This is a genomic window from Nonomuraea purpurea, from assembly GCF_042650645.1.
GTDB classification, from domain to species: domain Bacteria; phylum Actinomycetota; class Actinomycetes; order Streptosporangiales; family Streptosporangiaceae; genus Nonomuraea; species Nonomuraea purpurea.
This window is the reverse complement of record NZ_JBHSBI010000012.1, coordinates 116,052-139,667: the sequence shown is the minus strand read 5'-3', so window position 1 is coordinate 139,667 and position 23,616 is coordinate 116,052. Positions and strand designations below refer to the sequence as shown.

The 23,616-nt window shown below is 71.8% G+C and carries 17 protein-coding genes; 8 read left to right on the top strand and 9 right to left on the bottom strand.

Going from position 1 to position 23,616, the window contains the following annotated elements; translation table 11 throughout:
- Entirely contained in the window at window positions 1-2,001 is a 2,001-nt protein-coding gene (locus ACFOY2_RS24240) for a beta-galactosidase (protein ID WP_379530365.1), read from the bottom strand.
- Window positions 2,002-2,168: 167 nt separating this feature from the next.
- Between ACFOY2_RS24240 and ACFOY2_RS24235 the strand changes: the two genes are divergently transcribed.
- Genes ACFOY2_RS24235 through ACFOY2_RS24220 form a run of 4 tightly spaced genes read left to right on the top strand, consistent with a single transcriptional unit; the run spans window position 2,169 to window position 6,206 of the window.
- Window positions 2,169-3,485 carry an ABC transporter substrate-binding protein gene (locus ACFOY2_RS24235; RefSeq protein ID WP_379530364.1) on the top strand — a complete coding sequence of 439 codons (1,317 nt, stop codon included), beginning with the start codon at window positions 2,169-2,171 and terminating at the stop codon, window positions 3,483-3,485.
- Window positions 3,482-4,366 (top strand): carbohydrate ABC transporter permease, encoded by an 885-nt coding sequence (locus ACFOY2_RS24230; protein ID WP_379530363.1) that lies wholly within the window; start codon window positions 3,482-3,484, stop codon window positions 4,364-4,366. Before ACFOY2_RS24235 ends, ACFOY2_RS24230 begins: the two co-directional genes overlap by 4 nt.
- The gene (locus tag ACFOY2_RS24225) at window positions 4,366-5,214 is read left to right on the top strand and encodes a carbohydrate ABC transporter permease (protein WP_379530362.1); all 849 of its coding nucleotides are present in this window, start codon (window positions 4,366-4,368) and stop codon (window positions 5,212-5,214) included. The genes ACFOY2_RS24230 and ACFOY2_RS24225 overlap by 1 nt, the downstream gene beginning before the upstream one ends.
- Window positions 5,211-6,206, top strand: a complete 996-nt coding sequence (locus tag ACFOY2_RS24220) for a LacI family DNA-binding transcriptional regulator (protein ID WP_379530361.1) — start codon at window positions 5,211-5,213, stop codon at window positions 6,204-6,206. The genes ACFOY2_RS24225 and ACFOY2_RS24220 overlap by 4 nt, the downstream gene beginning before the upstream one ends.
- A 30-nt stretch (window positions 6,207-6,236) precedes the next feature.
- Here ACFOY2_RS24220 and ACFOY2_RS24215 read toward each other — a convergent pair whose 3' ends face one another.
- The 6 genes from ACFOY2_RS24215 to ACFOY2_RS24190 form a co-directional block, all read right to left on the bottom strand.
- Window positions 6,237-6,611, bottom strand: coding sequence for a YchJ family protein (locus ACFOY2_RS24215; RefSeq protein WP_379530360.1), 375 nt, complete (start codon window positions 6,609-6,611; stop codon window positions 6,237-6,239).
- A gap of 4 nt (window positions 6,612-6,615) precedes the next feature.
- Complete coding sequence (locus ACFOY2_RS24210; RefSeq protein WP_379530359.1) at window positions 6,616-7,470, bottom strand: NAD-dependent protein deacetylase; 855 nt, start codon at window positions 7,468-7,470, stop codon at window positions 6,616-6,618.
- Window positions 7,471-7,488: 18 nt separating this feature from the next.
- Window positions 7,489-9,267, bottom strand: a complete 1,779-nt coding sequence (locus ACFOY2_RS24205) for an ABC transporter transmembrane domain-containing protein (protein ID WP_379530358.1) — start codon at window positions 9,265-9,267, stop codon at window positions 7,489-7,491.
- The gene (locus ACFOY2_RS24200) at window positions 9,264-11,009 is read right to left on the bottom strand and encodes an ABC transporter ATP-binding protein (RefSeq protein ID WP_379530357.1); all 1,746 of its coding nucleotides are present in this window, start codon (window positions 11,007-11,009) and stop codon (window positions 9,264-9,266) included. The genes ACFOY2_RS24205 and ACFOY2_RS24200 overlap by 4 nt, the downstream gene beginning before the upstream one ends.
- 114 nt (window positions 11,010-11,123) lie before the next feature.
- Window positions 11,124-12,647, bottom strand: coding sequence for a hypothetical protein (locus tag ACFOY2_RS24195; RefSeq protein ID WP_379530356.1), 1,524 nt, complete (start codon window positions 12,645-12,647; stop codon window positions 11,124-11,126).
- Complete coding sequence (locus ACFOY2_RS24190; protein WP_379530355.1) at window positions 12,647-15,136, bottom strand: lantibiotic dehydratase; 2,490 nt, start codon at window positions 15,134-15,136, stop codon at window positions 12,647-12,649. The genes ACFOY2_RS24195 and ACFOY2_RS24190 overlap by 1 nt, the downstream gene beginning before the upstream one ends.
- Window positions 15,137-15,551: 415 nt before the next feature.
- On the opposite strand from ACFOY2_RS24190, the gene ACFOY2_RS24185 reads away from it, so the two are divergent.
- Both ACFOY2_RS24185 and ACFOY2_RS24180 read left to right on the top strand, forming a co-directional pair.
- The gene (locus ACFOY2_RS24185; RefSeq protein ID WP_379530354.1) at window positions 15,552-16,664 is read left to right on the top strand and encodes a PP2C family protein-serine/threonine phosphatase; all 1,113 of its coding nucleotides are present in this window, start codon (window positions 15,552-15,554) and stop codon (window positions 16,662-16,664) included.
- Window positions 16,665-16,758: 94 nt separating this feature from the next.
- Window positions 16,759-17,922 (top strand): pyridoxal phosphate-dependent aminotransferase, encoded by a 1,164-nt coding sequence (locus ACFOY2_RS24180; RefSeq protein WP_357812484.1) that lies wholly within the window; start codon window positions 16,759-16,761, stop codon window positions 17,920-17,922.
- Window positions 17,923-17,936: 14 nt separating this feature from the next.
- Here the strand turns inward: ACFOY2_RS24180 and ACFOY2_RS24175 are convergent, their stop codons facing one another.
- Window positions 17,937-19,160, bottom strand: coding sequence for an FAD-dependent oxidoreductase (locus ACFOY2_RS24175; protein WP_379530353.1), 1,224 nt, complete (start codon window positions 19,158-19,160; stop codon window positions 17,937-17,939).
- Window positions 19,161-19,247: 87 nt separating this feature from the next.
- On the opposite strand from ACFOY2_RS24175, the gene ACFOY2_RS24170 reads away from it, so the two are divergent.
- The gene (locus ACFOY2_RS24170) at window positions 19,248-20,018 is read left to right on the top strand and encodes a TetR/AcrR family transcriptional regulator (RefSeq protein WP_379530352.1); all 771 of its coding nucleotides are present in this window, start codon (window positions 19,248-19,250) and stop codon (window positions 20,016-20,018) included.
- 1 nt (window position 20,019) lies between these two features.
- Here ACFOY2_RS24170 and ACFOY2_RS24165 read toward each other — a convergent pair whose 3' ends face one another.
- Window positions 20,020-21,066: a glycerophosphodiester phosphodiesterase family protein gene (locus tag ACFOY2_RS24165; RefSeq protein ID WP_379530351.1), complete on the bottom strand. Its 1,047-nt coding sequence runs from the start codon at window positions 21,064-21,066 to the stop codon at window positions 20,020-20,022.
- Window positions 21,067-21,276: 210 nt separating this feature from the next.
- Here ACFOY2_RS24165 and ACFOY2_RS24160 point away from each other — a divergent pair, with 210 nt between their 5' ends.
- Window positions 21,277-23,607, top strand: coding sequence for an ATP-binding cassette domain-containing protein (locus ACFOY2_RS24160; RefSeq protein ID WP_379530350.1), 2,331 nt, complete (start codon window positions 21,277-21,279; stop codon window positions 23,605-23,607).
- Window positions 23,608-23,616 lie beyond the last annotated feature (9 nt).

Genomic DNA, 23,616 nt, shown 5'->3' with positions numbered 1-23,616 from the left:
TCATGCCAACTGCTCTTGCTCCCCGGGGGTGTCGGTGACGACCGTGACCGCGCCGGGCGCGACGGTGATCGGGCCGTCGTGGCGGACGCCGTCGAAGACGTCCGTGCCGGTCACCCCCTCGACCGTCACGGGCTCGTCGCCGTGGTTGATCAGGAAGGTGTGGCCGCCCCTGCGCACCAGCTCCAGGGTCTCGGGCAGGCCGAGGGGGCGGGCGACGGCGGCGTGGTCGAGCACCTGTGACAGCAGGTCGCGCAGGCCGGTGACGGGGGCGGTGGCCAGGTACCAGGCGGTGCCCGCGCCGAGGTCGTGGCGGGTGAAGGCGGGGTGGCCCGCGTCGGGGCCCGCCGCGAAGTCGCGGACGGCGACCGCGCCGGCCGGGCGGACCCGTTCGGACCAGATGCGCGCGGTGTCGCCGCCGGTCAGGGTGACGGTCTCGTGTTCGCGCAGCGGGTGGAACTCCTCGATCGACAGGCCGAGCAGCTCGCGGAGCGCGCCGGGGTGAGCGCCGGGGTGGATGGTGTCGTGCTCGTCCACGATGCCGGAGAAGTACGACACGAGCAGGTTGCCGCCTGCTTCGACGTACCGGTGGAGGTTTTTGGCGGCGGCCTCGGTGAGGAGGTACGAGCTGGGCGCAACCACCACCCGATATCCCGAAATATCGGCGGAAGGGTGGACGAAATCCACCGTGACGTGTTCCCGCCACAACACCTCGTAGAAGGCGTCCATCCGCTCGCGGAAGGTCAGGTCCACCGACGGCCGCCAGTCCAGCTCCAGCGCCCAGTACGACTCCCAGTCCCACACGATCGCCACCTCGGCCCGCACCCGGCTGCCCCGCAGACCGGCCAGCGCCCGCAGGTCCGCCCCCAGCCGCACCACCTCGCGCCACTGCTCCGAGTCGGTCCCCGCGTGCGGCACGAGCCCCGAGTGGAACTTCTCCGCCCCGAACCGCGACGCCCTGAACTGGAAGAACAGCACGCTGTCCGAGCCTCTGGCGACGTGCGCGAGGCTGTTGCGGCGCATCTCGCCCGGCCGCTTGGCGAGGTTGCGCGGCTGCCAGTTGACCGCCCCCGCGGAGTGCTCCATGAGCATCCACGGCGCGCCACCCGCCACCGAGCGGGCCAGGTCGGCGGACATGGCCAGGTCGATGTGGTTGTCGGGCCGCTCGGCCTTGAGATAGTGGTCGTTGGCGATCACGTCGAGCTCGCGGGCCCACTGCCACAGGTCGGCGGACTTGCAGTTCACGGTGCCGGCGAAGTTCGTGGTCACGGGCACGCCCGGGGTGAGCTCGCGCAGGATGTCGCGCTGGAGGGCGTAGTGCTCGCGGTGCTGGCCGTCGCTGAAGCGGGCGTAGTCGAGCCGCTGGGCGGGGTTGACGACCGTGTGATTGAAGCGCGGGGCGTCGATCTGGGACCAGTCGGTGTAGGTCTGGCCCCAGAAGGTGGCGCCCCATGCCTCGTTCAATGCTGAAATATCGCGGTAGGTGAGTTGGAGCCACGTGCGCCAGGCCGCCACGCTGTGCTCGCAGTAGCACTCGCCGAGCGGCGCCCCGTACTCGTTGTGCACGTGCCACATGACCACGGCCGGGTGGCCGCGGTAGTGCCCGGCCAGCGCCCGCACCAGCCGCGCGGTCGCCTTACGGAAGGCCGGGGCGCTGGAGCAGGCGCTCTGCCTGCCGCCGAACCCGATCCGCGTCCCCTCCCTGGTCACCGGCAGCACGTCGGGGTGGCGGGCGACGAACCAGGCGGGCGGGGCGGCCGTCGGCGTGGCCAGGTTCACCGCGACGCCCGCCGCGTGCAGCCGGTCGATGATCTCGTCCAGCCAGCCGAACGCGTAGCGCCCCTCCGAGGGCTCCATCAGCGCCCACGTGAACAGGCCCAGGCTGACCAGGTTGACCCCGGCCGCGCGCATCAGGGCCGTGTCCTCTTCCAGGACCTCGCGCGGCCACTGCTCCGGGTTGTAGTCGCCGCCGAAGGCGATACCCGCAGGACGCTCCGGATACATCCATCCCCCTTGAAAAGCTCTGTGAACGTGCACAGTAATGCTGGTCACACTGCCAGGGAATCGCTACCTCGAATTTCCCAGCAAATCACGAGAACGTAACACCTCTTGACGGCCGTTTCCGGGCTGTTCCACTCTGTGCGCGTTCACAGAACACTATGGAGGTACGCATGCGCGCCCACCGCCTTGGAGCAGCCCTGGCCGTCGCACTCACGGCCGCACTCGCCAGCTGCGGGTCCAGCGAACCCACGCCAGCCCCCAAGGCGGAGCAGAGCCCGGCGACCGCCGCCCAGGGCCCGGTCAAGCTCACGTACTGGACCTGGGCCCCCAACATGGACAAGATCGTCGCAGTGTGGAACCAGGCCAATCCGGACATCCAGGTGACGGTCAGCAAGCAGGCGGGCGGCGACGACGCGGCGGCCAAGTTCCTGACCGCGGCCAAGGCGGGCAACCCGCCGGACCTGGTGCAGGCCGAATACCAGCACCTGCCGTCGTTCATCGCCGCCGACGCGGTGGCCGACCTCAAGGCCGAGACCGCCGCGGTCAAGGGCGAGTTCTCCGACGGCCTGTGGGGCCTGGTCACGCTCGGCACCGACGCGGTGTACGGCCTCCCGCAGGACAGCGGCCCGATGATGCTCTTCTACCGCGAGGACCTGTTCGACAAGTACGGCCTCGCGGTCCCGAAGACCTGGCAGGAGTACGGCGAGGCGGCCCGCGCCCTGCGCAAGAAGGATCCGAAGGCCTACCTCGGCACGTTCTCCAGCAAGGATCCGGGAGCGTTCACAGGGCTGGCGCAGCAGGCCGGGGCCCAGTGGTGGGCGATCAGCGGCGAGTCCTGGAAGGTGAACGTCGCCGACGAGCCCACCAAGAGGGTCGCCGACTACTGGGGCGCGCTGGTCAAGGAGGACGCCATCGACGACATGCCGTTCTTCACCCCCGAGTGGAACAAGGCCCTCAACGACGACCGGCTGCTGACCTGGCCGTCGGCGGTGTGGGCGCCGGGCGTGCTGTCGAGCAACGCGCCCAAGGGCAAGGGCAAGTGGGCCGTCGCCCCACTGCCGCAGTGGAACGCCGGCGAGAACGTCAGCGGCTTCTGGGGCGGCTCGTCGGTCGCCGTCGCGGCCAAGTCGCCGAACAAGGCGGCCGCGGCGCGGTTCATCACCTGGCTCAACACCGACCCCGCAGCCCTGGACCTGCTGGTCAAGGAGGCCGCGATCTATCCGGCCGCGACGAAGGCCCAGGCGGCGCTGACCCAGGCGCCCGAGTACTTCGCCAACCAGTCCGACTTCTGGCAGCAGGCCGCGGCCGTCTCCGCCGGGGCGCGCGGCTTCACCTTCGGCCCGAACGTCGGCGTGACCTACAACGCCTTCAAGGACTCCTTCGACAAGGCGCTGCAGAACAAGTCGGCCTTCTCCGACGCCGTCCAGGCCGTGCAGGACGCCACGGTCGCCGACATGCGCAAGGCCGGCTTCCAGATCGCCTCATGAAGCGGCCGGAGAGGGGAGCCTGGCCCTACCTGTTCCTGACGCCCGCGATCGTGCTGTTCACGCTCTTCCTGGCGATTCCCATCGGCTACACCGTCTACCTGGCGATGCGCAGGAGCAAGGTGTCCGGGCTCGGTCTGGGCAGGGGCGCGCGCAGGGAGGTGTTCGTCGGGTTCGACAACTTCGCCGCCGCCCTGTCCGACGCCGAGTTGTGGCAGGGCTGGCTGCGGGTGCTCGGCTACGGCGCGCTGGTGCTGGCCGTGATGCTGGGGCTGGCGCTGCTGTTCGCGTTGCTGCTGGACTCGGCGCGGGTGCGGCTGGCCAGGTTCTCACGGATCGCGATCTTCCTGCCGTACGCGGTGCCGGGCGTGGCGGCCACGCTGCTGTGGGGCTTCCTCTACCTGCCCTCGCTCAGCCCGTTCAGGGACATCCTGGACGTCGACTTCCTGGGGGCGACCACGGTCACCTTCTCCATGGCGAACGTGGCGGTGTGGGGCGGGGTCGGCTTCAACATGCTCGTGCTCTACACGACGCTGCGGGCGATCCCGCGCGACCTGTACGAGGCCGCCCGCCTCGACGGCGCCTCGGAGCTCCAGATCGCGATCCGGGTCAAGATCCCGATCCTGACCCCGGCGATCATCCTGACCACCGTGTTCTCGATCATCGCGACGATCCAGGTGTTCACCGAGCCCACGGCGCTGCGCCCGCTGACCAACACGATCAGCTCCACGTGGAGCCCGCTCATGAAGGTCTACCGCGACGCGTTCGTCACCGGCGACCTGTACTCGGCCGCCGCCACCTCGATCGTCATCGCCGCGATCTCGCTCGTCCTGTCGTTCGGTTTCCTGCGCGTGGTCCGCGACCGCGCCTTCGGGGAGGGCTGATGGCCGCCGTCTCGCATCGCAAGCCGCTCGCCGGTCTGGCGCCGACCGCGCTGCTGCTGCTGGGCGCGCTCTACTGCCTGTTCCCGGTGGGCTGGGTGCTGATCGCGGCCACCAAGTCGCCCGGCGAGCTGTTCAGCACGGCCACGCTCGCCTTCGGTACCGGTTTCCTGGACAACGTGGCCGAGCTGTTCGCCTACCGCGACGGCGTGTTCTGGTTGTGGGCGGCCAACACGCTGCTGTACGCGGGCGGCGGCGCGCTGCTGTCGACCGCCGTGTCGGCGGTCTCGGGGTACACGCTGGCGAAGTACCGTTTCCGCGGCCGGAACCTGATCTTCAACCTGCTCATCGGCGGCATCCTGGTGCCGGGCGTGGTGCTGGCGATCCCGCAGTACCTGCTGTTCTCCAAGATCGGCCTGGCCGACAGCCACTGGGCCGTCCTGCTGCCGCAGATCCTGCATCCGTACGGCATCTACCTGGCCCGCGTCTACGCCGCCGCGGCCGTCCCCGACTCGCTGCTGGAGGCGGGCAGGATCGACGGGGCCGGCGAGGGGCGGCTGATGGCGCGGGTGGCGATGCCGCTGATGACGCCCGGCATGGTGACGATCTTCCTGTTCCAGTTCGTGGCCATCTGGAACAACTTCCTTCTGCCGTTCATCATGCTGGGCGACGACGGCAAGTTCCCGCTCACGGTGGGGCTGTTCACGCTGCTGGCCGCCGGGTCGAACCAGCCGGCGCTGTACAACCTGATCCTGACGGGCGCGTTCCTGTCGATCGTGCCGCTGATCGCGCTCTTCCTGTCCATGCAGCGATACTGGAGGACCGACCTGTCCTCCGGAGCCGTCAAATGAAGCGCCCAACGATCCACGATGTCGCCGCCGCCGCCGGTGTCTCACGCGGCACGGTCTCCCGGCTGCTCAACGGGGACAAGTACGTGAGCGCGGCGGCGCGCGTGGCCATCGAGCGGGCCATCTCAGAAACCGGTTACATCGTCAACAGGGCCGCCCGCAGCCTGGTCACGCAGCGGACCGGGTCGATCGTGATGGTGTTGTCGGAGCCGCACGAGAAACTGTTCGAGGACCCCAACTACAGCACGCTCATCAGGGTCGCCATCAGGATGCTGGCCGAGCGCGACCTGTCGCTGGTGATGATGATGGCCGGTGACGAGGGCGACAGGGAGCGGGTGGCCCGCTACGTGCGCGGCGGCCACGCCGACGGCGTGCTGCTGGTCTCGACGCACGCGGGCGACCCGCTGCTCGACGCGCTGCGCACCGGCCCGCCCGCCGTCTCCTGCGGCGCCGTGATCGGCCGCGAGAGCGTCATCCCGTACGCCACCGCCGACGATCGGCTCGGCGCCCGCCAGATGACCGAGTACTTCGTCGGCCTCGGCCGCAGGCGCATCGCCATGATCACCGGGCCGATGGACACACCGGGCGGCATCCAGCGCCTCGAAGGCTTCGCCGACGTGCTCGGACGCAAGGCGACCAAGAAGCTCATCGCCCATGGCGACTGGACGCAGGCCAGCGGCGAGCGGGCCATGACGGAACTGCTGCAGCGCACCCCCGACATCGACGCCGTCTTCGTCGCCTCCGACCTGATGGCGGCGGGGGCGCTGGCCGCGCTGCGGGCCGCCGGGCGCAGGGTGCCCGACGACGTGGCCGTGGGCGGGTTCGACGACTCCTCGGTGGCGATCTCGACGCATCCGCCGCTGACGACGATCAGGCAGCCGCTGGCCGAGATGGCGCAGGAGACGATGCGGCTGCTGCTGGCGCTGATCGACGGGGCCGAGCACGTCGAGCCGGTGGTGCTGCCCACGGAACTGGTGATCCGCGAGTCGGCGTGAGGCCCGCGAGCAGGCCCTGACCGCGCCGGCTCACATCGTGCCCGCGTACACCCAGCGGCCCTCGAGGCGGACGAACCTGCTGTGCTCCTCCATCTCGCACGGCCGGCCGCGCTCGAGGTAGTGGGCGCGGAAGCGCACCGTCCCCTCGGTGTGCACGACGCTGCCGCCGGTGCTCTCCAGCACCTCCAGCCGAACCCAGCGCGTCTTCTTGTCGAGGTCGATGCGGGCCGGGCGGGCGGAGGGGTGCCAGGTGCGCAGCAGGTAGGCCGCGTCGCCGACCCCGAACGCGCTGAACCTGGACCGCATGAGCTGCTCGGCGGTGGCGGCCGCCGCCTCGCCCCGGTGGAACCTGCCGCAGCAGTCGTCGTAGGGGGCGGGCAGGCCGCAGAAACACGAACGAGGCATGCGCCTATTGTGCCCCGGACACCGGCTCGCGCACGTCAACCCGGGCCTGGAGCCGATCGGCGAGTTCGGTCAGCGTCGCGCCCAGCGGGGCGTCGAGGGTGAGCGCGGCCGCACCGTCGCCACCGGTCGGCCCCTGGTTGACGATGGCGATCGGGATGCCGAGCTCGGCGGCCCTGCCGACGAACCGCAGCCCCGACTTGATCATCAGGGACGATCCGAGGACGAGCAGCGCCCGCGCCCGCGTCACGATGCCGAAGCATTCGTCGACGCGGGGCGTGGGCACGTTCTCGCCGAAGAAGACCACGTCGGGTTTGAGCAGCCCGCCGCAGCCCGTGCAGTCGACCACCCGGAACCCGGCCACCTGCGCGTCGGTGAGCACGGCGTCGCCGTCGGGGTTGATCGTCCCGCTGGCCTGCCAGCCGGGGTTCGCCTCGTGCAGGCGGCGCTCCAGCTCGGCGCGCGGGGTGCGCTCGCGGCACGTCAGGCACATGACCCGGTCGAGCCCGCCGTGCAGCTCGACCACCCGGCGCGCCCCGCCGGCCTGGTGGAGGCCGTCGACGTTCTGGGTGACGATGCCGGCCAGCAGCCCGCGCCGCTCCAGCTCGGCGACGGCACGGTGGCCGGCGTTGGGGCGGGCCAGCCCGATCTGCCGCCAGCCGACGTGGCTGCGCGCCCAGTAGCGCTGCCGCGCCTGCGCGCTGGCGACGAAGCGCTGGTACGTCATCGGCTCGGCCTGCCTGGCCCGGCCGGTCGGCCCACGGTAGTCGGGGATGCCCGACTCGGTGGACAGGCCGGCCCCGCTGAGCACCGCCACGTCTCCCCGAGCGACCAGATCGGCCAGCTCCGCGATCGCTGTCACACCCCTATGGTGCCCGATTCACTCACCCGCTCGTTCCCCGGCCTCGGCGACCAGCTCGGCGCTCCACAACCGGCGCATCTCGGGGCAGCCCTCCAGCAGTTCGCCGAGCGGGCCGCGCCCGGCGACCCGGCCCCGGTCCAGGACGACGACCTGGTCGGCGCGTTCGAGCGCCGCCTGCCGGTGCGAGACGACCAGGACCGTGCCGTGGCCGGCGATCCGCTTCCACAGCAGTCGCTCGGTCTCGACGTCCAGCGCCGACGACAGGTCGTCCACGACCAGCAGGTCAGGCGTGCGCACCAGGGCGCGGGCGGCGGTGGCCCGCTGCACCTGGCCGCCGGACAGCCGCACGCCGCGCGGCCCGACGACGGTGTCGAGCCCGCCGGGCAGCTCGGCCAGGTCCGCCTCGAACGCCGCCAGCCGCAGCGCCTCGCGCAGCTCGTCGTCGCCCGCGGGCAGGCCCAGGCGCAGGTTCTCCCGCAGGGTCTCGGAGAACAATCGCGGAACCTGGCCGGCGTAGGCGGCCCGGCCGGGGACGAGGAAGGTGCCGGGGTCGGCGACGCGGACGCCGTTCCACCAGATCGTGCCCTCCTCCAGGGGCAGCAGGCCGAGCAGAGCGCGCAGCAGGGTCGTCTTGCCTGAGCCGACCGCGCCGGTGACGACCGTGAACGAGCCGCGTTCGATCCGCAGGTCGATCCCGTTCACCCCGCCTCCGCCGGGGTGCCGCGCGCTCAGCCCCCGGGCTTCGAGCACGTCGAGCGGGTCGGGGTGCACAGGCGGAGGCTCGATCGGCGGCGCGTCATGGTGGATCCAGACCTCGGCGCCCGTCCCGGGCCGTTCGCCCGGCCTCATCAGGTGCGCGAGCCGTTCGGTCGCGACCGCGGCCTGCGGCAGCCGGGACAGGATCACCCCGATCGACCTGGGCAGGCCCGTCAGCCAGCCGATGTAGGTGGTGAACAGCGCCAGGTCCCCCACGGTGAACTCGCCGGACCGCATCGCCGGCGCGGCCAGCAGCAGCACGAGCCCGACGCCGAGCTCCACCGTGGTGGCGGTGGCCGCGCCCAGCAGGTCGGTCGCCATCCGGTCCCTGACCTCGGCCCGGCGCCTTCGCCGGTTGTGGGCGCGCAGCCGTTCCAGCGCCGCGGCCTCGGCTCCGGCGGTCTTGAGCGCGAGCACGCCGCCGAAGACCTCGCCGACGTAGGCCGTGACGGCCGCGCCGAGTTCCCTGGCCCGCTGGTGCAGCCGCCTGATCGTGTGCCGCATCAGCCGGGTCAGCACGCCGATCGCGATCATCGGCAGCACCAGAACCAGCGTGATGACCGGATCGACGGCGGCCATGATCGTCAGCGCGGCGGCGGCGAAGAGCGTCGTGCCCGCCAGGGTGACGCTCTCGTCGGTGAAGTCGACGACGTCGGCCACGTCGTCGCGCAGCCGCGACACCGACTCGCCGGACGAGTGCGGCAGGCGGGCGGCGGCGGGGCCGCGCGCGGTCATGATCGAGCGCAGCACGTCGGCCCGCAGCAGGGTGGCCGCCGCCATCCACCAGTAGACGCCGTACGTCCACGCGACGACGATCACCAGGCCGCGGGCGATCTCGACCCCCACGAACGCGGCGCAGAGCCAGAGCACCGCCTCCATCCCGGCCACGCGCTGCCCGCTGATCTCGTCGAACAGCCGCTGCAGCACCAGCCCCGAGGCCAGCGGGATCACGTGGACCGGCAGCCAGAGCAGGGCGCCGACGAGGTAGCGGCGGAAGTCGAATCGGACCAGCCACAGAGCCGTCCGCAGCACGGGGCTCATCGGCTCACCCCCGCCAGGTCCAGCAGGCGGCCGAACCTGCTGTGCGGGTCGGCGGCGAGGTCGGCGCGCCGGCCGTACTCGATGATCTTGCCGTGGTCGAGGACGGCGATCTTGTCGACGCGCGACAGGGAGGAGAGCCGGTGCGCGATGATCACGCCGGTCCTGCCGTCGAGCAGCCGGGCGACGCTCCGCTCGATGCGGCGCTCGGTGGCCGGGTCGAGCCGGCTCGACGCCTCGTCCAGGACGACGAGGCCCGGGTCGGCCAGGAACGCGCGGGCGAAGGCGATGAGTTGCGCCTGCCCGGCCGAGACGCCGCGAATCTCGGTGTCGAGCCCGTCGGGCAGGCCGTCGAGCCAGTCGCCGAGGCCCACGCCCACCAGGATCTCGCGCAGTCTCTCGTCGTCCGGCGAGGGCCGGAACAGCGTCAGGTTGTCGCGCAGGCTCGCGCTGAAGAGCCGCACGTCCTGCGTGACCACGCCGATCCGCTCGCGCAGCGAGGCCGGGCCGACCTCGCGCAGGTCCAGCCCGCCGACGCGGACGGCGCCCTCGGACGGGTCCTGCAGCCGCAGCACCAGCCTGGCCAGCGTGGTCTTGCCGCTGCCCGTCCGCCCGACCAGGCCGAGCTTCTCGCCGGGGGCCAGCGTCAGGCTGATCCCCGACAGCACCTGCTCGTCGTCGCCGGGATAGGTGAAGCCGACGCCGTCCAGCCGCAGGCCGAGCGGCCCGGTCGCGGGCAGCACCGCGGGCCTGGCGGGGGCGGGCAGTGTGCGGCGCTCGGCGAGCAGGTCGCCGATGCGGGCCAGGCCGGCCAGCGCCGCCTGGTACTGGCGGATCTGGTCGATCAGCCGCTCGAACGGCGTGCGCACCATCAGGGTGTACTGGAAGAGCAGCACGACGGTGCCGACCGTCAGCGCCCCCGACTGGAGCGTCCAGGCGGCCAGCGCCAGCATGATCGCCGTGCCCGCCGCGAAGGCCACGGACGTGCCCGCCAGCAGGCTGGTCCCGACGCGCGCGTCTTTGACCTCGGCGCGGTACAGGGCGGCGCTGATCTGGTGGAAACGTCTGACGGTGTGCGCGCCCGCGCCGTTGGCCCGAAGGTCCTCGACGCCGGCCAGCCGCTCCTCCAGGTTGCCGAACAGGGTGGCGCTGGCCGCTCTGGAGCGGGCGGCGGACGGCACGGCCAGCCGCTGCGCCCTGACCATCCCGAAGCCGACCAGCAGGCAGTACGCCAGCAGCGCGCACCCGATGCGCCAGTCGACGCCGAACACGATGACGACCACGCCGGCCAGGAGCAGCGCGCTGGCGACGACGTCCAGCAGGAACGCCACGACGAAGTCGGCGACGGCCACCACGTCGCCGTCCACGCGCTCGATCATCTCGCCGGGTGTGTGCCTGCCGTGGTAGTCCATGTCGAGGCCGAGCGCGTGCTCGGTGAGGCGCTCGCGCAGGCGGTTGGTGCCGTCCCAGGCCAGCCGGCCGGCCAGCCAGGCGGTGACCATGCGGGCGGCCTGGCCCGCGACGGCCAGGGCGAGGTAGCCGGCGGCGACGACCGTCAGGTGGTCGGTGCCGGCGCCGCCGATCGCGTCGTCGACGAAGCGGCGGGTGATCTGGGGCGCCGCCAGCGGCAGTGCGGTGGCGGCGATGATGGCCGCCGCGAGCGCGGCGGCCTGACGGGGTCCTGGGCGCAGCAGCCGCAGGACACTGAGGTCATGCGATGGCGTCCCGGGGCGGAACGAGATCAAGAGGCGTCATGCCCTTCGCAGAGGAGGATTCACGGTGCTGGGTGGACATGAACGCCGTCATTCCCGGCCTCCTTGATCGATGGGCTCGCTGCCCCGGGATTACACCAGCCCGCCTCACCCCGTCGCAAACCATTTATCGCCCAACACTCCCCCGGCCGTCAGTTCGGCGGTCAGGCGGCGGCGGGCGGGCTCGGTGAGGTCGTCGAGCGCGCGCGGGTCGTCGGCCGCCATCCGCGTGACCGGCCCCGCCAGGGCCGGGTGGAGGCGCACCGAGCGCCAGGAGCGCAGGCTGACCGCGAACGTCCCCGGCCCGCGCCCGTCGGCCCCCGTCCCGGTGACGACCTCCGCGCAGGGATCCCACACGGGCGGCTCGCCTGCCCCTGAGCCGGAGGCGAACCCACCGCCGCCTGCCCCTGAGCCGGAGGCGAACCCGCCGCCGCGCGCCGCGGGCCGCTCTGCCGTGCCGGAGCGCGGCAGCGGGGCGGCGACCGCGCAGGCGGCCAGGCGGCCGGGCCGGAGTCCCGGCAGGCGGGCCAGCCATTTGTTGATCAGCGCCGTCACCTCGTAGCCGCGCATCGTGTCCGGCGCGTCGAAGTCGATCCACCGGACCAGGTCGTCGCCCATCCGCGGCGGGAAGCGCACGCTCCGCCCGGCCCAGGCCGCGCGGATCCCCATCCGGAACGGCCGCAGCCCCGCGAGACCGACCCCGCCGGCCCCGTCGGCCAGCAGTTCCAGGGACTCCCCGACGACGCCGGCGTCCATGCCGGGCGCGCCCACGACCAGCTCGCACGTCACCGGCACGTCGTCGGGGATGGCGGACAGCACGCGCGGCAGGCTCACGGTCATGCCCGTCACGCCGGTCACGGCGGCCAGGAAGTCGATGCGGGTGACGATGATCGTCAGGCCGCGGCAGCGGGCCAGCGTCTCCTTGGGGAAGGCCGCCGCGACGGTCGCGTCGAGCCGGCCCGCCCACGGCCCGTTCTCGGGCGGCCGGCGGGTGCCGGTCACCCAGCGCACGCGGCCGGCCGGGTCGGTGTCGCGTACGTGCCACATGGCCCTGATCACCCGCTCAGGCGACCAGTCGCTCCACCCGACGCCGGCCAGCTCGGGCACCCGACGCAGCGCCGCGGCGTGGCGTGCCACGAGCCGCCCGCACAGCGTCACGCGCTCCGCGCCCAGGGCGCGCACCAGCGCGAACGCGGCGGGGAGCTGGCGGGCGCCGTCCACCACGACGTGCGCCCGCCGTCCTCTGGCGGCCTGCAGGGCCAGCGCGATCTCGGGGCGGAACAGCTCGCAGCGGCCGGCCGCGCCGAGCACGTCCCTGCTGCTCTGGGTGCTGCCCTCGGCCAGCTCCAGCCCGTCCACGGTGAGCCGGAGGGCGGGGTCGCCGGCGAGCCTGAGCGCCGCGTCCACCGCGCGCAGGTGGGCGTCGTCGAACGCCTTGCGCTCCAGGACGGCCGCCGCCGCCCGCGCGAACAGGGCGGGCCCGCCCGGGAGGGTCTCGGCGGCGGCGCGCAGGGCGGACGGGGCGGCGAGGCGTTCGTGGAGGTGTTCGTTGAGGTCGAGCAGCTCGGTTCGCGGGGGCGGCAGCAGCTCGGCGGTGAAGTCGGTGAACGGAGGAACGACGAGCAGGTCCATCAGCAGCCCTCTCCCGGCCACGGATACGGATGGGGTGCCGGCCGCGGGCCGGCGGAGCGGGACTCGCCCGCCCGTCTCAGGTAGACGCAGCGCAGCTCGGCGGCGAAGCCCTGGTCGCCGTCGCGCAACCAGCACTCCTCCGGCCCCGGCAGCGTCTCGGTGAGCGTCAGGCCCTCGGCGGTGCCCACCAGCCGGGCCAGGCCCTCGATGAGGGCGGGCGAGCGGGTGTCGACGTGGATCGGCGTGCGCCTGCGGGCCGAGGAGGCGAAGAACGTCTCGGGCAGGTCGTGGCTCTCGCGCAGCCGGGCCATCGCGACCAGGAGTTCGCGGTCGCCGCCGGCCTGGCCGAGCGCCTCGAACGAGGTCATCCCGATCCGCCAGCGGCGGCGCGAGAGGACCACGTTGCCCCAGGTCAGCCTGGGCGTTCGGGGCAGCTCGCGCAGGTCGGGCCGCCGGATCCCCGGCAGGGCGAGGGCGGTGTGCAGGGCGGTGTCGTGTTCGCTGTTGTGGAACAGCAGCGGCTCGTCCATGCCCGTGGCGCGCAGGAGAGCCTGTTTGCCGTCGCTGACCACGTACAGCTCGTCGAGCCCGATGCGCCGCCGCCCCGAGTCGGAGGCCACGCCGCCGAACTCCAGCACCGGGCCGGGGAACTCCGGCGGAGGCAGCCCGCCGCCGCGCCTGGAGATGGTGTTCAGCGCGGTGAACCCGGTCAGCGCCCGCCCGATGGCCGCCTCGCGCCCGGCGGCGAGCGCGGCCCCGTCCGGGTGGAACTGCAGCTCCCACGGCGTGAGCAGGGCGGTGTCGTGCAGGTCGCCGAGGATCAGCGGGGTCACCCCCTGCTCGTAGGCCTCCAGCGACCGGGCGGCGACCATGACGTCGGCCGAGCAGAGCACGGGCGCGGCCGGGGCGCAGGGTCGTTCCAGGAGCCCCGCGAGGTCGAGGCGGACGGTTCCCCTCGGCGCGGCGCGGACGAGTTCGGCGATGCGCCCCGCGAGGCGGTCGCCGTAGTGGATGCGCAGGTCGCCGGCCGTCCGCAGCACCTCGGATATGCTGAACGCGCCGGCGCCGAGCCGCTGCGCGAGCAGCCGGTTGGTGCGCAGCCTGGTCAGCTCGGCCTCCTCGGCGAGCAGGTCGAGAACCTGCGGCACGCCGTCCTCCAGGTCGGCCTTGAGCGCGTCGCCGAGCGTGACCCGCAGGGTGCCGGCGGCGGCCTCGTGCACGATGACGCGCTCGTCGCAGCGGCCGTCGCGCCGGCCGATGCCGGCCAGCGCCTCGATCCGGCTCTGGACGGCCAGTTTCACATCGGGCGAGGCGGCGGGGTAGCGCTCGAGCAGGTCGGCGATCTCGCCGACGCGCCGGCTCATCGGCAGGTCGGCGCCTGACGCGGGCCGCAGCCCGGCCGGCGCGCGCCTGCGCTGCACGGGAACGTCCACGGAGGAGACGACACCGCGTCCAGAGCTTCCGGGGGACCCGGCGCCCCCGCGCCCGGGCCCCCCGGAAGCGACGCCGGCCGTCCCACCCGGGGGGCGCGGCGGGCTCTTTTCGGCAGGCAGACGTTCGCGCAGCCAGCCGAGCGCGTCCATGATGCCGGCGGGCGGGCACAGGTCGTGGGTGAGCAGCCCGCGCCGCACCGCCACGGCCAGCGCGGCGGAGGCGCGGTCCATCCCGGTTCCCGAGTCGGCGGCGATCTCGGCCAGGGTGCGGCTGCCGTCGCAGGCCCCGACGAACGCGGCCACGTCCACGGCGGTGCCCGACCATGTCCTGCGCCGCGGCACCAGCCGGGCCACGAGCGCCGGGTCGGCCAGGATGCGCTGCTGGAGCGCCTCGCCCACGCGCGCCGCGGGGAAGGCGACCCGCCGTGTGCGGTCGTGGTGCCCCGACCAGGTGTAGCCGCCGTCCCGGCCGGGTGAGATCCGCCCGTAGTTGATCGGCCCCGACCGGCAGGCGGTGCCGAGCCGCTGCACGTGCGCGGCGACCCGCCAGCGCAGCTTGAGCTCTTTCGTCCCGCGCCGCAGGTCGCGGTAGAGGTCGGGCGAGGAGCCGACGACGGCGTCGAGGAAACGTTCATCGGCCACGATCCCGGCCATGGCCGCCCGTGAGAGCGCCGCGTCGCCCGCGACCACGCCCGACAGGGTGAGCCGCGCCTCCTCCAGCAGGCCGGTCACCTCGTTCCAGCGGGCCAGCCAGTCGTCCGGCGCGGGCGCGTCGGGCGGCAGCGGGCGCAGGTTGCGCAGGCGGCTGCGCAACCCGCGCGGCAGCCGCCCGCTTCCCGCCCGGCCGCCGGGCCCACTGACCGGGCGGGCGCCGGTGTCCGCGGCGCCCCGGACCGAGGCGTCGGCAAGCAGATCGAGCGCCTGCCGCTCCAGCCGTACGACGTCGGCGGCGGCGTCGGCGGCCCGCGGGTAGACCAGGGACAGGACGAGTTCCCATGGGAACCCGGCGCTCCGGACGACCACGGCCGGCAGCAAGGTCCAATCGTGCGGGCTCACCCTGTCACCTTTCTCCGCGGGAATTGCGCGAGAACTTCTCAACTCAGATGCTTACAAGATCATTTTTTTCTGTCAATGCATTCTTTGATGAGAAGCAAATGAGACCCATCACCCAGGGACATGCAGTTCACAGGGAAGATCCCCGGCCAACACCAGCAAACCCCGCCATAAAGGACAGGGCTGTTTACTTTCCGTAGTCGGCGACCTATCCTGCCTGTACAGCGCCGCCAGAAGGGCGTAGTCACCAATAACGTCGAGGCCGGGCGACGGCCAATTCAAGGACGCCGGAAAATCGGATTCATTCTTTACCCGGCGACCGCGTGCATAATCGCGGCCTTTTTCACAGGCGAAACCGAGGGCGAAGCGGCACGCCCGCCGCCTGATTAGCCGGGTGGCCCACGGGAAAGTGATAGCCGTGACGGATGACGGACAGCGGCGGCGCGGGCTGAGTTTCCTCTCGACACCCGTGTTCGTGGTGGGGCTGGCCGTCGTCACCGTGGCCGTGGTGGGGCTGGACGCGCTCACGCACACGTCCGTGCGCCTGCTGCCGCTGCTGATCTTCCTGCCGTCGATCGTCTCGGGTCTGGGCACGGTGTGGCAGACCTTCATCGCGTCGCTGTGGACGCTGGCGGTGGTGACCACGACCCTCGTGTACGTCGACACGGCGCCCGCCGACACCGTGCTGGCCGCCGGGTTCACCGCGATGTTCGGGACCCTCAGCCTGGTGGGGTGCCGCTACCGGGTACGGCGCGAGGAGGAGGTGCACCGGCTGCGCTCGGCGGCGGCGGCCCTGCAGCGCCTGATCGTGCGCCCGCTGCCGCTGCGCACGGGCGACACGGTCGTCGACGGCCTCTACCAGCCGGTCGAGGAGGACGCGATGGTCGGCGGCGACCTGTACGACGTCGCGCCCTCCCCGTACGGCACCCGCCTGCTCATCGGCGACGTGCAGGGCAAGGGCCTGCCGGCGATCGGCACCGCGCTGGCCGTGCTGGGCTCCTTCAGGGAGGCGGCCTACCGCGAGACCACGCTCACCGGCCTGGTCGAGGCCCTGGAGAAGGCTGTGGTCAGGCAGAACGCCTTCGCCGCCCACACCGGCGAACCCGAGCGCCTGGTCACCGCCCTCGTCCTCGGCATCGGCCGTGGGCTGGGCGTGGAGGCGGTCAACTGCGGGCACATCGCCCCGTACCTCATCCGCGACAGCCAGGCCCGGCAGGTGGACCTCGGAGAGCCCGGCGTGCCCCTCGGCATCGCCGGGCTGGCGCCGGAGCCGCGCCGGTGCGTGCGCTTCGCGTTCCCGCTGCGGGCGACGCTGCTGCTGTGCACCGACGGCGTCACCGAGGCCCGCGACCAGCGCGGCCGTTTCTACCCGCTCGAAGAGCGGCTGTGCGCCTGGGCCGAGGAGCCGCCGGAACGGCTGGCCGCGGCGCTCGACGCCAACCTGCGCGACTTCACCAGAGGGGCACCGCGCGACGACATCGCGGTCCTCACGCTGCGCAGGGCCGAGACCGATCACCACGGCGGGTCGTAGGACGAGCGGACATCCCCGGACGCAGCGCACTTTCATGAACCACTCGGCCGATCGGCACGTACCTCCACTCGTCGAACAGGTCCATGGAGGTGTCGTGGAGCTCAGCGTCTTGCGGGCACAGGCGCACAGCCCGTCGTTTTTCTCACTCATGCGCAACTCCCCAGGAGAGCGCGCTCCGGTGGACTTCTGCATCCCGTGCAACCCATATTTTCCGACTCCGGAGATCTTCGAGCACCTCGGGAGAAACCTGGAGACGATCCTGAAGTTCTATCCGAGCGACGCGGGGACGATCACCGAGGAGCTCTGCTCGACCCTCGGCCTCCACCCCAAGACGGTCGCCATGGGCAACGGCTCGACCGAACTGATCACGTGGATCGACCACCTGCTGGTCCGCGAGAGCCTGGCGGTGCCGATCCCCACCTTCGGCCGCTGGACCGACCAGCCGCTGGAGACGGGCAAACGGGTGGACATGTTCCCGTTGATGGAGAACCGCAACTTCGCGCTGGACGTCAGCGAGTACGTCTCCTTCATCCGCATGCGCGGCTCCCGGGTGGCGGTGATCTGCAACCCGAACAACCCCGACGGCGGCTACCTGCCCAAGCACGAGGTCGTGCGGCTGCTCGACGAGCTCATCGACCTGGACCTGGTGATCGTGGACGAGTCGTTCGGCGAGTTCGTGGACGCCGAGCCCTACCCCGGGGTGGCCGCCGAGGCCGCGGTCAGGCCGAACGTGATCGTGCTGCGCAGCCTCGGCAAGAACTTCGGCCTGCACGGCATCCGCTTCGGCTACATGGTGGCCAACCCGGCGCTGGCCGGCCGCGTCCGCGACGCGCTGCCGAAGTGGAACCTCAACTCCTTCGCCGAGGTCATCGTGTTCATGATGCGGCAGTTCATGTCCGACTACCACGACAGCCTCAGACAGCTCGGCAACGACAGGCGGGCGATGTTCCAGCAGCTCAGCACCATGCCGGGGCTGTCGGTGTTCGCCTCGCAGGGCAACTTCATCCTGGTGAAGCTGCCCCCGGGCTACGACGGGGTGGGGCTGCGCGACCACCTGCTCACCGAGCACGGCGTGTACGTGCGCGAGTGCGGCAACAAGCTCGGCACCTCCAGCCAGTTCCTGCGGCTGGTGGTCCGGCCGCAGGACGACGTGCGGCGGCTGCTGATCGGGATGACGCAGTTCCTGTACTCGGGCAGTCTGCACGAGATCCCGGTGATCGGCGTGCACCACCGGCGCGTCGACCCGCTGTCGGCCTGAAGGAGCCCCAGTGGTCAGGTGCGTCGGGCGTAGGCGGGGGCGTGTTCGGGACGCGGCCCGTACGCGATCAGCAGGGACGGGATCCTGCGCAGGATGGGGAAGCGGCGGGCCAGGTGGACCACCGGCTTCGGGATGCCGGACCCGCGCCCGGTCAGGACCGGCAGGAACACCACGCGGTGCAGGAACCTCTGCGCCCGCTGCACGATCACCGTCGGCCACAGCCTGCGCCGCTGCACCCTGGCCAGGTCGGCGGCGCGCACGGCGCCCCTGCGCAGCGGCCCGGCCAGCAGGGTGGCGGCGGCGACCGCGTCCTGGATGGCCAGGTTGATGCCCACGCCCCCGGCCGGCGACATGGCGTGGGCGGCGTCGCCGATGAGCAGCAGGCCGTCGAGGTGCCAGCGGTCGAGCCGGTTCAGCCGCACGTCGAGCAGGTGCAGGTCGTCCATGGTGTGGATGTGGCCGACGCGGTCGGCGTACTGGGGAAGCAGGCGGGCGATGCGCTGCCTGAAGCGCTCGACTCCTTCGGCGCGTAGCCGGGGGTCGGCGCCTTTCGCGGTGAAGTACGCGATCTGGTAGTAGTCCTCGCGGGTGAAGCTCAGCGCGATCTCCTCGCCGCTGAATTCCGCGATCAGCCGGGCGATCTGGTCGCGCTCGCCGTCGAGCCGCGGCAGCCGGAACCACCAGGTGTCGAACGGCACGGGGAACTCCCTGGGCCGCAGCCCGGCCCGCGTGCGCAGGATCGAGCCCCGGCCGTCGCAGGCCACGGTGAGTTCGGCCCGCAGTTCGCCCTCCGCGCCGTCGGCGGTGCGGTAGCGCACGCCGCTCACCCGGCCGCCGTCCCTGAGCAGGTCGGTGGCCTCGGTGTTCATGCGCAGCGTGAAGGTCGGCTCCTTGGCGGCCTCCTCGGCCAGGAAGGTGAGCAGGTCCCATTGCGGGACCATGGCGACGTAGCCGTACTTGCCCGGCAGGTGCTCGAAGTCGGTCAGGGTGACCCGGCCGCCGCCGCCCGGCAGCGGCACCGCGATGTTGCCGAGCCGGCTCTGCGGCAGGGCATGGAACTTCTCCCCCAGGCCGAGCTCGTCCATGAGCCGCATGGTCGAGGGGTGCACGGTGTCGCCGCGGAAGTCGCGCAGGAAGTCACCGTGTTTCTCCAGCACGGTGACCTCGACCCCGCCCCTGGCCAGCAGCAGCCCGAGCACCATGCCCGCCGGTCCGCCCCCGGCGATGACGACGCTCATGACGGACCTCCTTTTTCTTTGGTTGATGAAATCCTACTGAATAGGCTACCTGACACGGTGTCAGATGTGAAGGATTACGATGTACCGATGCACGACCTCGTACGGGCGGCACTCGTGGCCGCCGATGAACGCGGCCAGCACGTGGCCGACGTCCCGCTGACGGCGATCGCCGCCAAGGCCGGCATCTCCCGCAGCACGCTGCTGCGCCGGCTCGGCGGCTCGCGAGCGGCGCTCGACGAGGCCGTGCGCCGCTCGGGCGTGGACCCGGGCGGCCGTGCCCCGGTGCGCGAGCGGGCGATCGAGGCGGCCGGGCGGCTGATCGCCGAGCGCGGGCTCGGCGCGGTCACGCTGGACGCGGTCGCCGAGGCCGCGCAGTGCTCGCTGCCGAGCCTGCACGCGAGCTTCGAGGGGCGCGACGGCCTGCTCGCGGCCGTCTTCGACCGCTACCGCCCGATACCCGACCTGGAGGCGCTGGCCGCCGACCCGCCCGGCAGCCTGGAGGAGACCGTGCGCACGATCTACCAGGCCATGATCACCGCGTTCGGCAGCGAGCCCCGGATGCTGCCCGCCGTGTTCGGCGACCTGTTCAGCAGGCCCGACGGGCCGGCCGCGCGGATGGCGGCCGTCATCGTGCCCCGGGTCCTGCACGGCCTGGACCTGCTGCTGACCCCGCAGATCCGCGCCGGGCGGCTGCGCGACCTGCCGTTGCCGCTGATTCTGCAGTATCTGCTGGCGCCGATGGCCATCCATCTGATGCTGCGGCCCACGCTGGAAGGCGGGGCAGGGGTGGAGCTGCCCCCGGTGGAGGAGGTCAGCGAGACCTTCACCGCCGCCTTCCTGCGCGCGATGGCGCCGTGAGCTACTGCTTGCCGCGGGGGCGGTACTGCTTGGGCAGCTTGAACCCGCGCTCGGCCATGATCGTGCGCAGCCGGTCGGGGTAGTCGGTGATGATGCCGTCGACGCCGTCGTCGATGAGCTTGTTCAGGGTCGGCTCGTCGTCGATGGTCCAGGGGATCACCTTGAGTCCGAGGGCGTGGGCCTGGTCGACCATCTCCTTGGTGACGTACGGCTCATAGCCGGGGTCGGTCACCTTGCCGTTCTGCGGGAAGCCGTGCACCGGTGAGAACGCCTGCGCCCCGAACGACTTGACCGCCTTGAGCGGGTCGCCGCCGAAGTCGTCGATGTCGATGCCGCCCAGCCACGGGGAGGCGCCCGGCTGCCCGGTCTGGAGGAAGTCGCGGTTGGTGAGGGCGACGAGCGGCAGGCGCGGCTCCAACTCCCGCATCCGCATCAGGGCGCCCCAGTCGAAGCTCTGGATGGTGACCTGCCGCAGCAGCCCGGCCCTGCGGATCTCGCGCAGCGTCACCTGCGCGAACTGCTCCCTCGGCGCCGTCTCGCTCGGCGCCCCCGCCTCGACCTTGGTCTCGACGTTCAGCTTGACACCGCGGGCCCGGTAGCGGTTCACCAGGTCGAACACCTCACGCAGCGTCGCCATCGGCGCTCCCGGCACGGCCCGCTGCCCGGGGAACTCCGCAAGGGTCTGCGAGCCGCAGTCCATGGTCCTGACCTGCTCAAGGGTGAGCGTGTTGATGTACTTGCCGACGTAGGGGAACTCGGGGTCCCCCGGCACGACCGCGGCCGTGTCGCGGCACTTCCTGTCGCTGATCCTGCGGTCGTGCGTGACGACCGCCTGGCCGTCCTCGGTGATCTGCACGTCCAGCTCCAGCGTGCTGACGCCCAGCTCCAGCGCGTTGGCGAAGCCCGCCAGCGAGCTCTCCACCACGAGCCCGAGCCCGCCGCGGTGCGCCTGCAGGTCCAGCTCCCGCCGCGCGTCGGCGGCGGCCACGCCCGGCATGGCCGCCAGCGCCACAGCAGCCGACGCCACGACCGCGTGCCATTTCCTCATGTCCTCATCCATCCATGGTCCGGTATCTGATCAGGGAAAAGATCCGGTATGCGGGGGACGGGCGGGCGTCCAGGAGATGAGCGAGAGACGAAGTCTCTGATCCGCACGCCGTACGGTACGCTGTACGGTAACGCTGTGAAGGACAGCCCCGTTGTAGGCTGTCCCGGCTATCCCCTTACGCCATAAAAGATCAGACGATGGAAGGATTCCGTGGTCGTCTCCAGCCGTCAGGCCAGCACCGTCCCCCACCGCGATCACACCGCCGCCGACAGCCATGACCTCATCCAGGTCCGCGGCGCCAGGGAGAACAACCTCAAGGACGTCTCCCTCGACATCCCCAAGCGGCGCCTGACCGTCTTCACCGGAGTGTCCGGCTCCGGCAAGTCCTCACTCGTCTTCGACACGGTCGCCGCCGAGTCGCGCCGGCTGATCGACGAGACCTACACGGCCTTCATCCAGGCGTTCATGCCGAGCCTGGCCCGCCCCGACGTCGACACGCTGCACAACCTGAGCGCCGCCATCATCGTCGACCAGGAACGCATGGGCGCCAACGCGCGCTCCACGGTCGGCACGGCCACCGACGCCCACACCATGCTGCGCATCATCTTCAGCAGGATCGGCGAACCCCAGATCGGCCCGCCCTTCGCCTTCAGCTTCAACACCGCGGAAGGCATGTGCCCCGAGTGCGAGGGGCTGGGCAAGGCGTCCGACATCGACGTGGACGAGCTGCTCGACCGCGAGCTGTCGCTGAACGAAGGGGCCATCAAGGTTCCCGGGTACCCGGTCGACAGCTGGCCCTGGCAGGTCATCGCCGGCTCCGGCCTGTTCGACCCGGACGCCAAGCTGAAGGACTACACCCCCGAGCAGTGGCAGGACCTCCTCCACAAGCCCGCCACCAAGCTCAAGTACGGCTCCAACAACTTCACCTACGAGGGCCTCATCCTCCGGGTGAAGCGCACCTACCTCGCCAAGGACCGCGAGTCGATGCAACCGACGGCGCGGGCCTTCGCCGACCGCGCGGTCAAGCTCGCCACCTGCCCGTCCTGCGGCGGCTCCCGGCTGAACGAGGCGGCGCGCTCGTCGAGGGTCGCCGCTAACGTGCGCAACGGACTGCAGAGCGTCACCATCGCCGAGTGCTCGGCCATGCAGATCAGCGACCTGGCCGATTTCGTGCGCGGCATCGGCAACCAGGCGGTCGGGCCGGTGCTTGAGGGGCTGCGCTCGACGCTGGACTCGCTGGTCGAGATCGGCCTGGGCTACCTGAGCCTCGACCGCGAGTCGTCCACGCTGTCGGGCGGCGAGGCGCAGCGGGTCAAGATGGTCCGCCACCTCAACTCCAGCCTCACCGACGTCACCTACGTCTTCGACGAGCCCACGGCCGGGCTGCACCCGCACGACATCCAGCGGATGAACAACCTGCTCCTGCAGCTGCGCGACAAGGGCAACACGGTGCTGGTCGTGGAGCACAAGCCGGAGACGATCGCCATCGCCGACCACGTGGTCGACCTCGGGCCGGGCGCGGGCACGGAAGGCGGCCGGATCTGCTTCGACGGCGACCTGGAGGGGCTGCGCGCCTCCGGCACGCTGACGGGCCGCTACCTCGACCACCGCGTACGGCTGCGCGAACAGGTCCGCCGCCCGTCCGGGCACCTCCAGATCAGGGGCGCCACGCTGCACAACCTCAAGGACGTCAGCGTGGACGTGCCGCTCGGCGTGCTCACCGTGGTCACCGGCGTGGCCGGGTCGGGCAAGAGCTCGCTCATCCACGGCCACGTCTCGGGCAGGGACGGCGTGGTGGTGGCCGACCAGTCGCCGATCAGGGGCTCGCGCAGGAGCAACCCGGCCACCTACACGGGGGTGCTCGACCCGATCCGCGCGGCCTTCGCCAAGGCCAACGGGGTCAAGCCGGGCCTGTTCAGCGCCAACTCCGAGGGCGCCTGCCCGGCGTGCAAGGGCATCGGCATGATCTACACCGACCTGGCCATGATGGCCGAGGTGGCCTCGGTGTGCGAGGAGTGCGAGGGCAAGCGGTTCACACCCAAGGTGCTGACGTACACGCTGCGCGGCAAGAACATCAGCGAGGTCCTGTCCATGCCGGCGGCCGAGGCCCGCGAGTTCTTCACCACCGGGCAGCCGAGGGTGATCCTCGACCGCATGGTCGCCGTCGGCCTCGGCTACGTGGGCCTCGGCCAGCCGCTGACCACGCTGTCCGGCGGCGAGCGGCAGCGGCTCAAGCTCGCCATCCACATGGCCAAGAACGGCTCCACCTACGTGCTGGACGAGCCCACCACCGGCCTGCACCTGGCCGACGTGGACAAGCTCCTGGCCCTGCTCGACCGCCTGGTCGAGGACGGCAACACGGTCATCGTGATCGAGCACCACCAGGCCGTCATGGCGCACGCCGACTGGATCATCGATCTGGGCCCCGGCGCGGGCCACGACGGCGGGCAGGTCGTCTTCTCCGGCACCCCGGCCGAACTCGTCGACTCTGGCACCTCGCTCACCGCGATCCACCTGCGCGAGTATGTGAACAGGTCATAGCACTGCGAA

Bases quoted from the DNA above. Each gene is read 5' to 3' on its own strand.
- ACFOY2_RS24240 (WP_379530365.1), bottom strand. From the start codon at position 2,001: ATGTATCCGGAGCGTCCTGCGGGTATCGCCTTCGGCGGCGACTACAAC.
- ACFOY2_RS24235 (WP_379530364.1), top strand. From the start codon at position 2,169: ATGCGCGCCCACCGCCTTGGAGCAGCCCTGGCCGTCGCACTCACGGCC.
- ACFOY2_RS24230 (WP_379530363.1), top strand. From the start codon at position 3,482: ATGAAGCGGCCGGAGAGGGGAGCCTGGCCCTACCTGTTCCTGACGCCC.
- ACFOY2_RS24225 (WP_379530362.1), top strand. From the start codon at position 4,366: ATGGCCGCCGTCTCGCATCGCAAGCCGCTCGCCGGTCTGGCGCCGACC.
- ACFOY2_RS24220 (WP_379530361.1), top strand. From the start codon at position 5,211: ATGAAGCGCCCAACGATCCACGATGTCGCCGCCGCCGCCGGTGTCTCA.
- ACFOY2_RS24215 (WP_379530360.1), bottom strand. From the start codon at position 6,611: ATGCCTCGTTCGTGTTTCTGCGGCCTGCCCGCCCCCTACGACGACTGC.
- ACFOY2_RS24205 (WP_379530358.1), bottom strand. From the start codon at position 9,267: ATGAGCCCCGTGCTGCGGACGGCTCTGTGGCTGGTCCGATTCGACTTC.
- ACFOY2_RS24195 (WP_379530356.1), bottom strand. From the start codon at position 12,647: ATGGACCTGCTCGTCGTTCCTCCGTTCACCGACTTCACCGCCGAGCTG.
- ACFOY2_RS24175 (WP_379530353.1), bottom strand. From the start codon at position 19,160: ATGAGCGTCGTCATCGCCGGGGGCGGACCGGCGGGCATGGTGCTCGGG.
- ACFOY2_RS24170 (WP_379530352.1), top strand. From the start codon at position 19,248: ATGCACGACCTCGTACGGGCGGCACTCGTGGCCGCCGATGAACGCGGC.
- ACFOY2_RS24165 (WP_379530351.1), bottom strand. From the start codon at position 21,066: ATGAGGAAATGGCACGCGGTCGTGGCGTCGGCTGCTGTGGCGCTGGCG.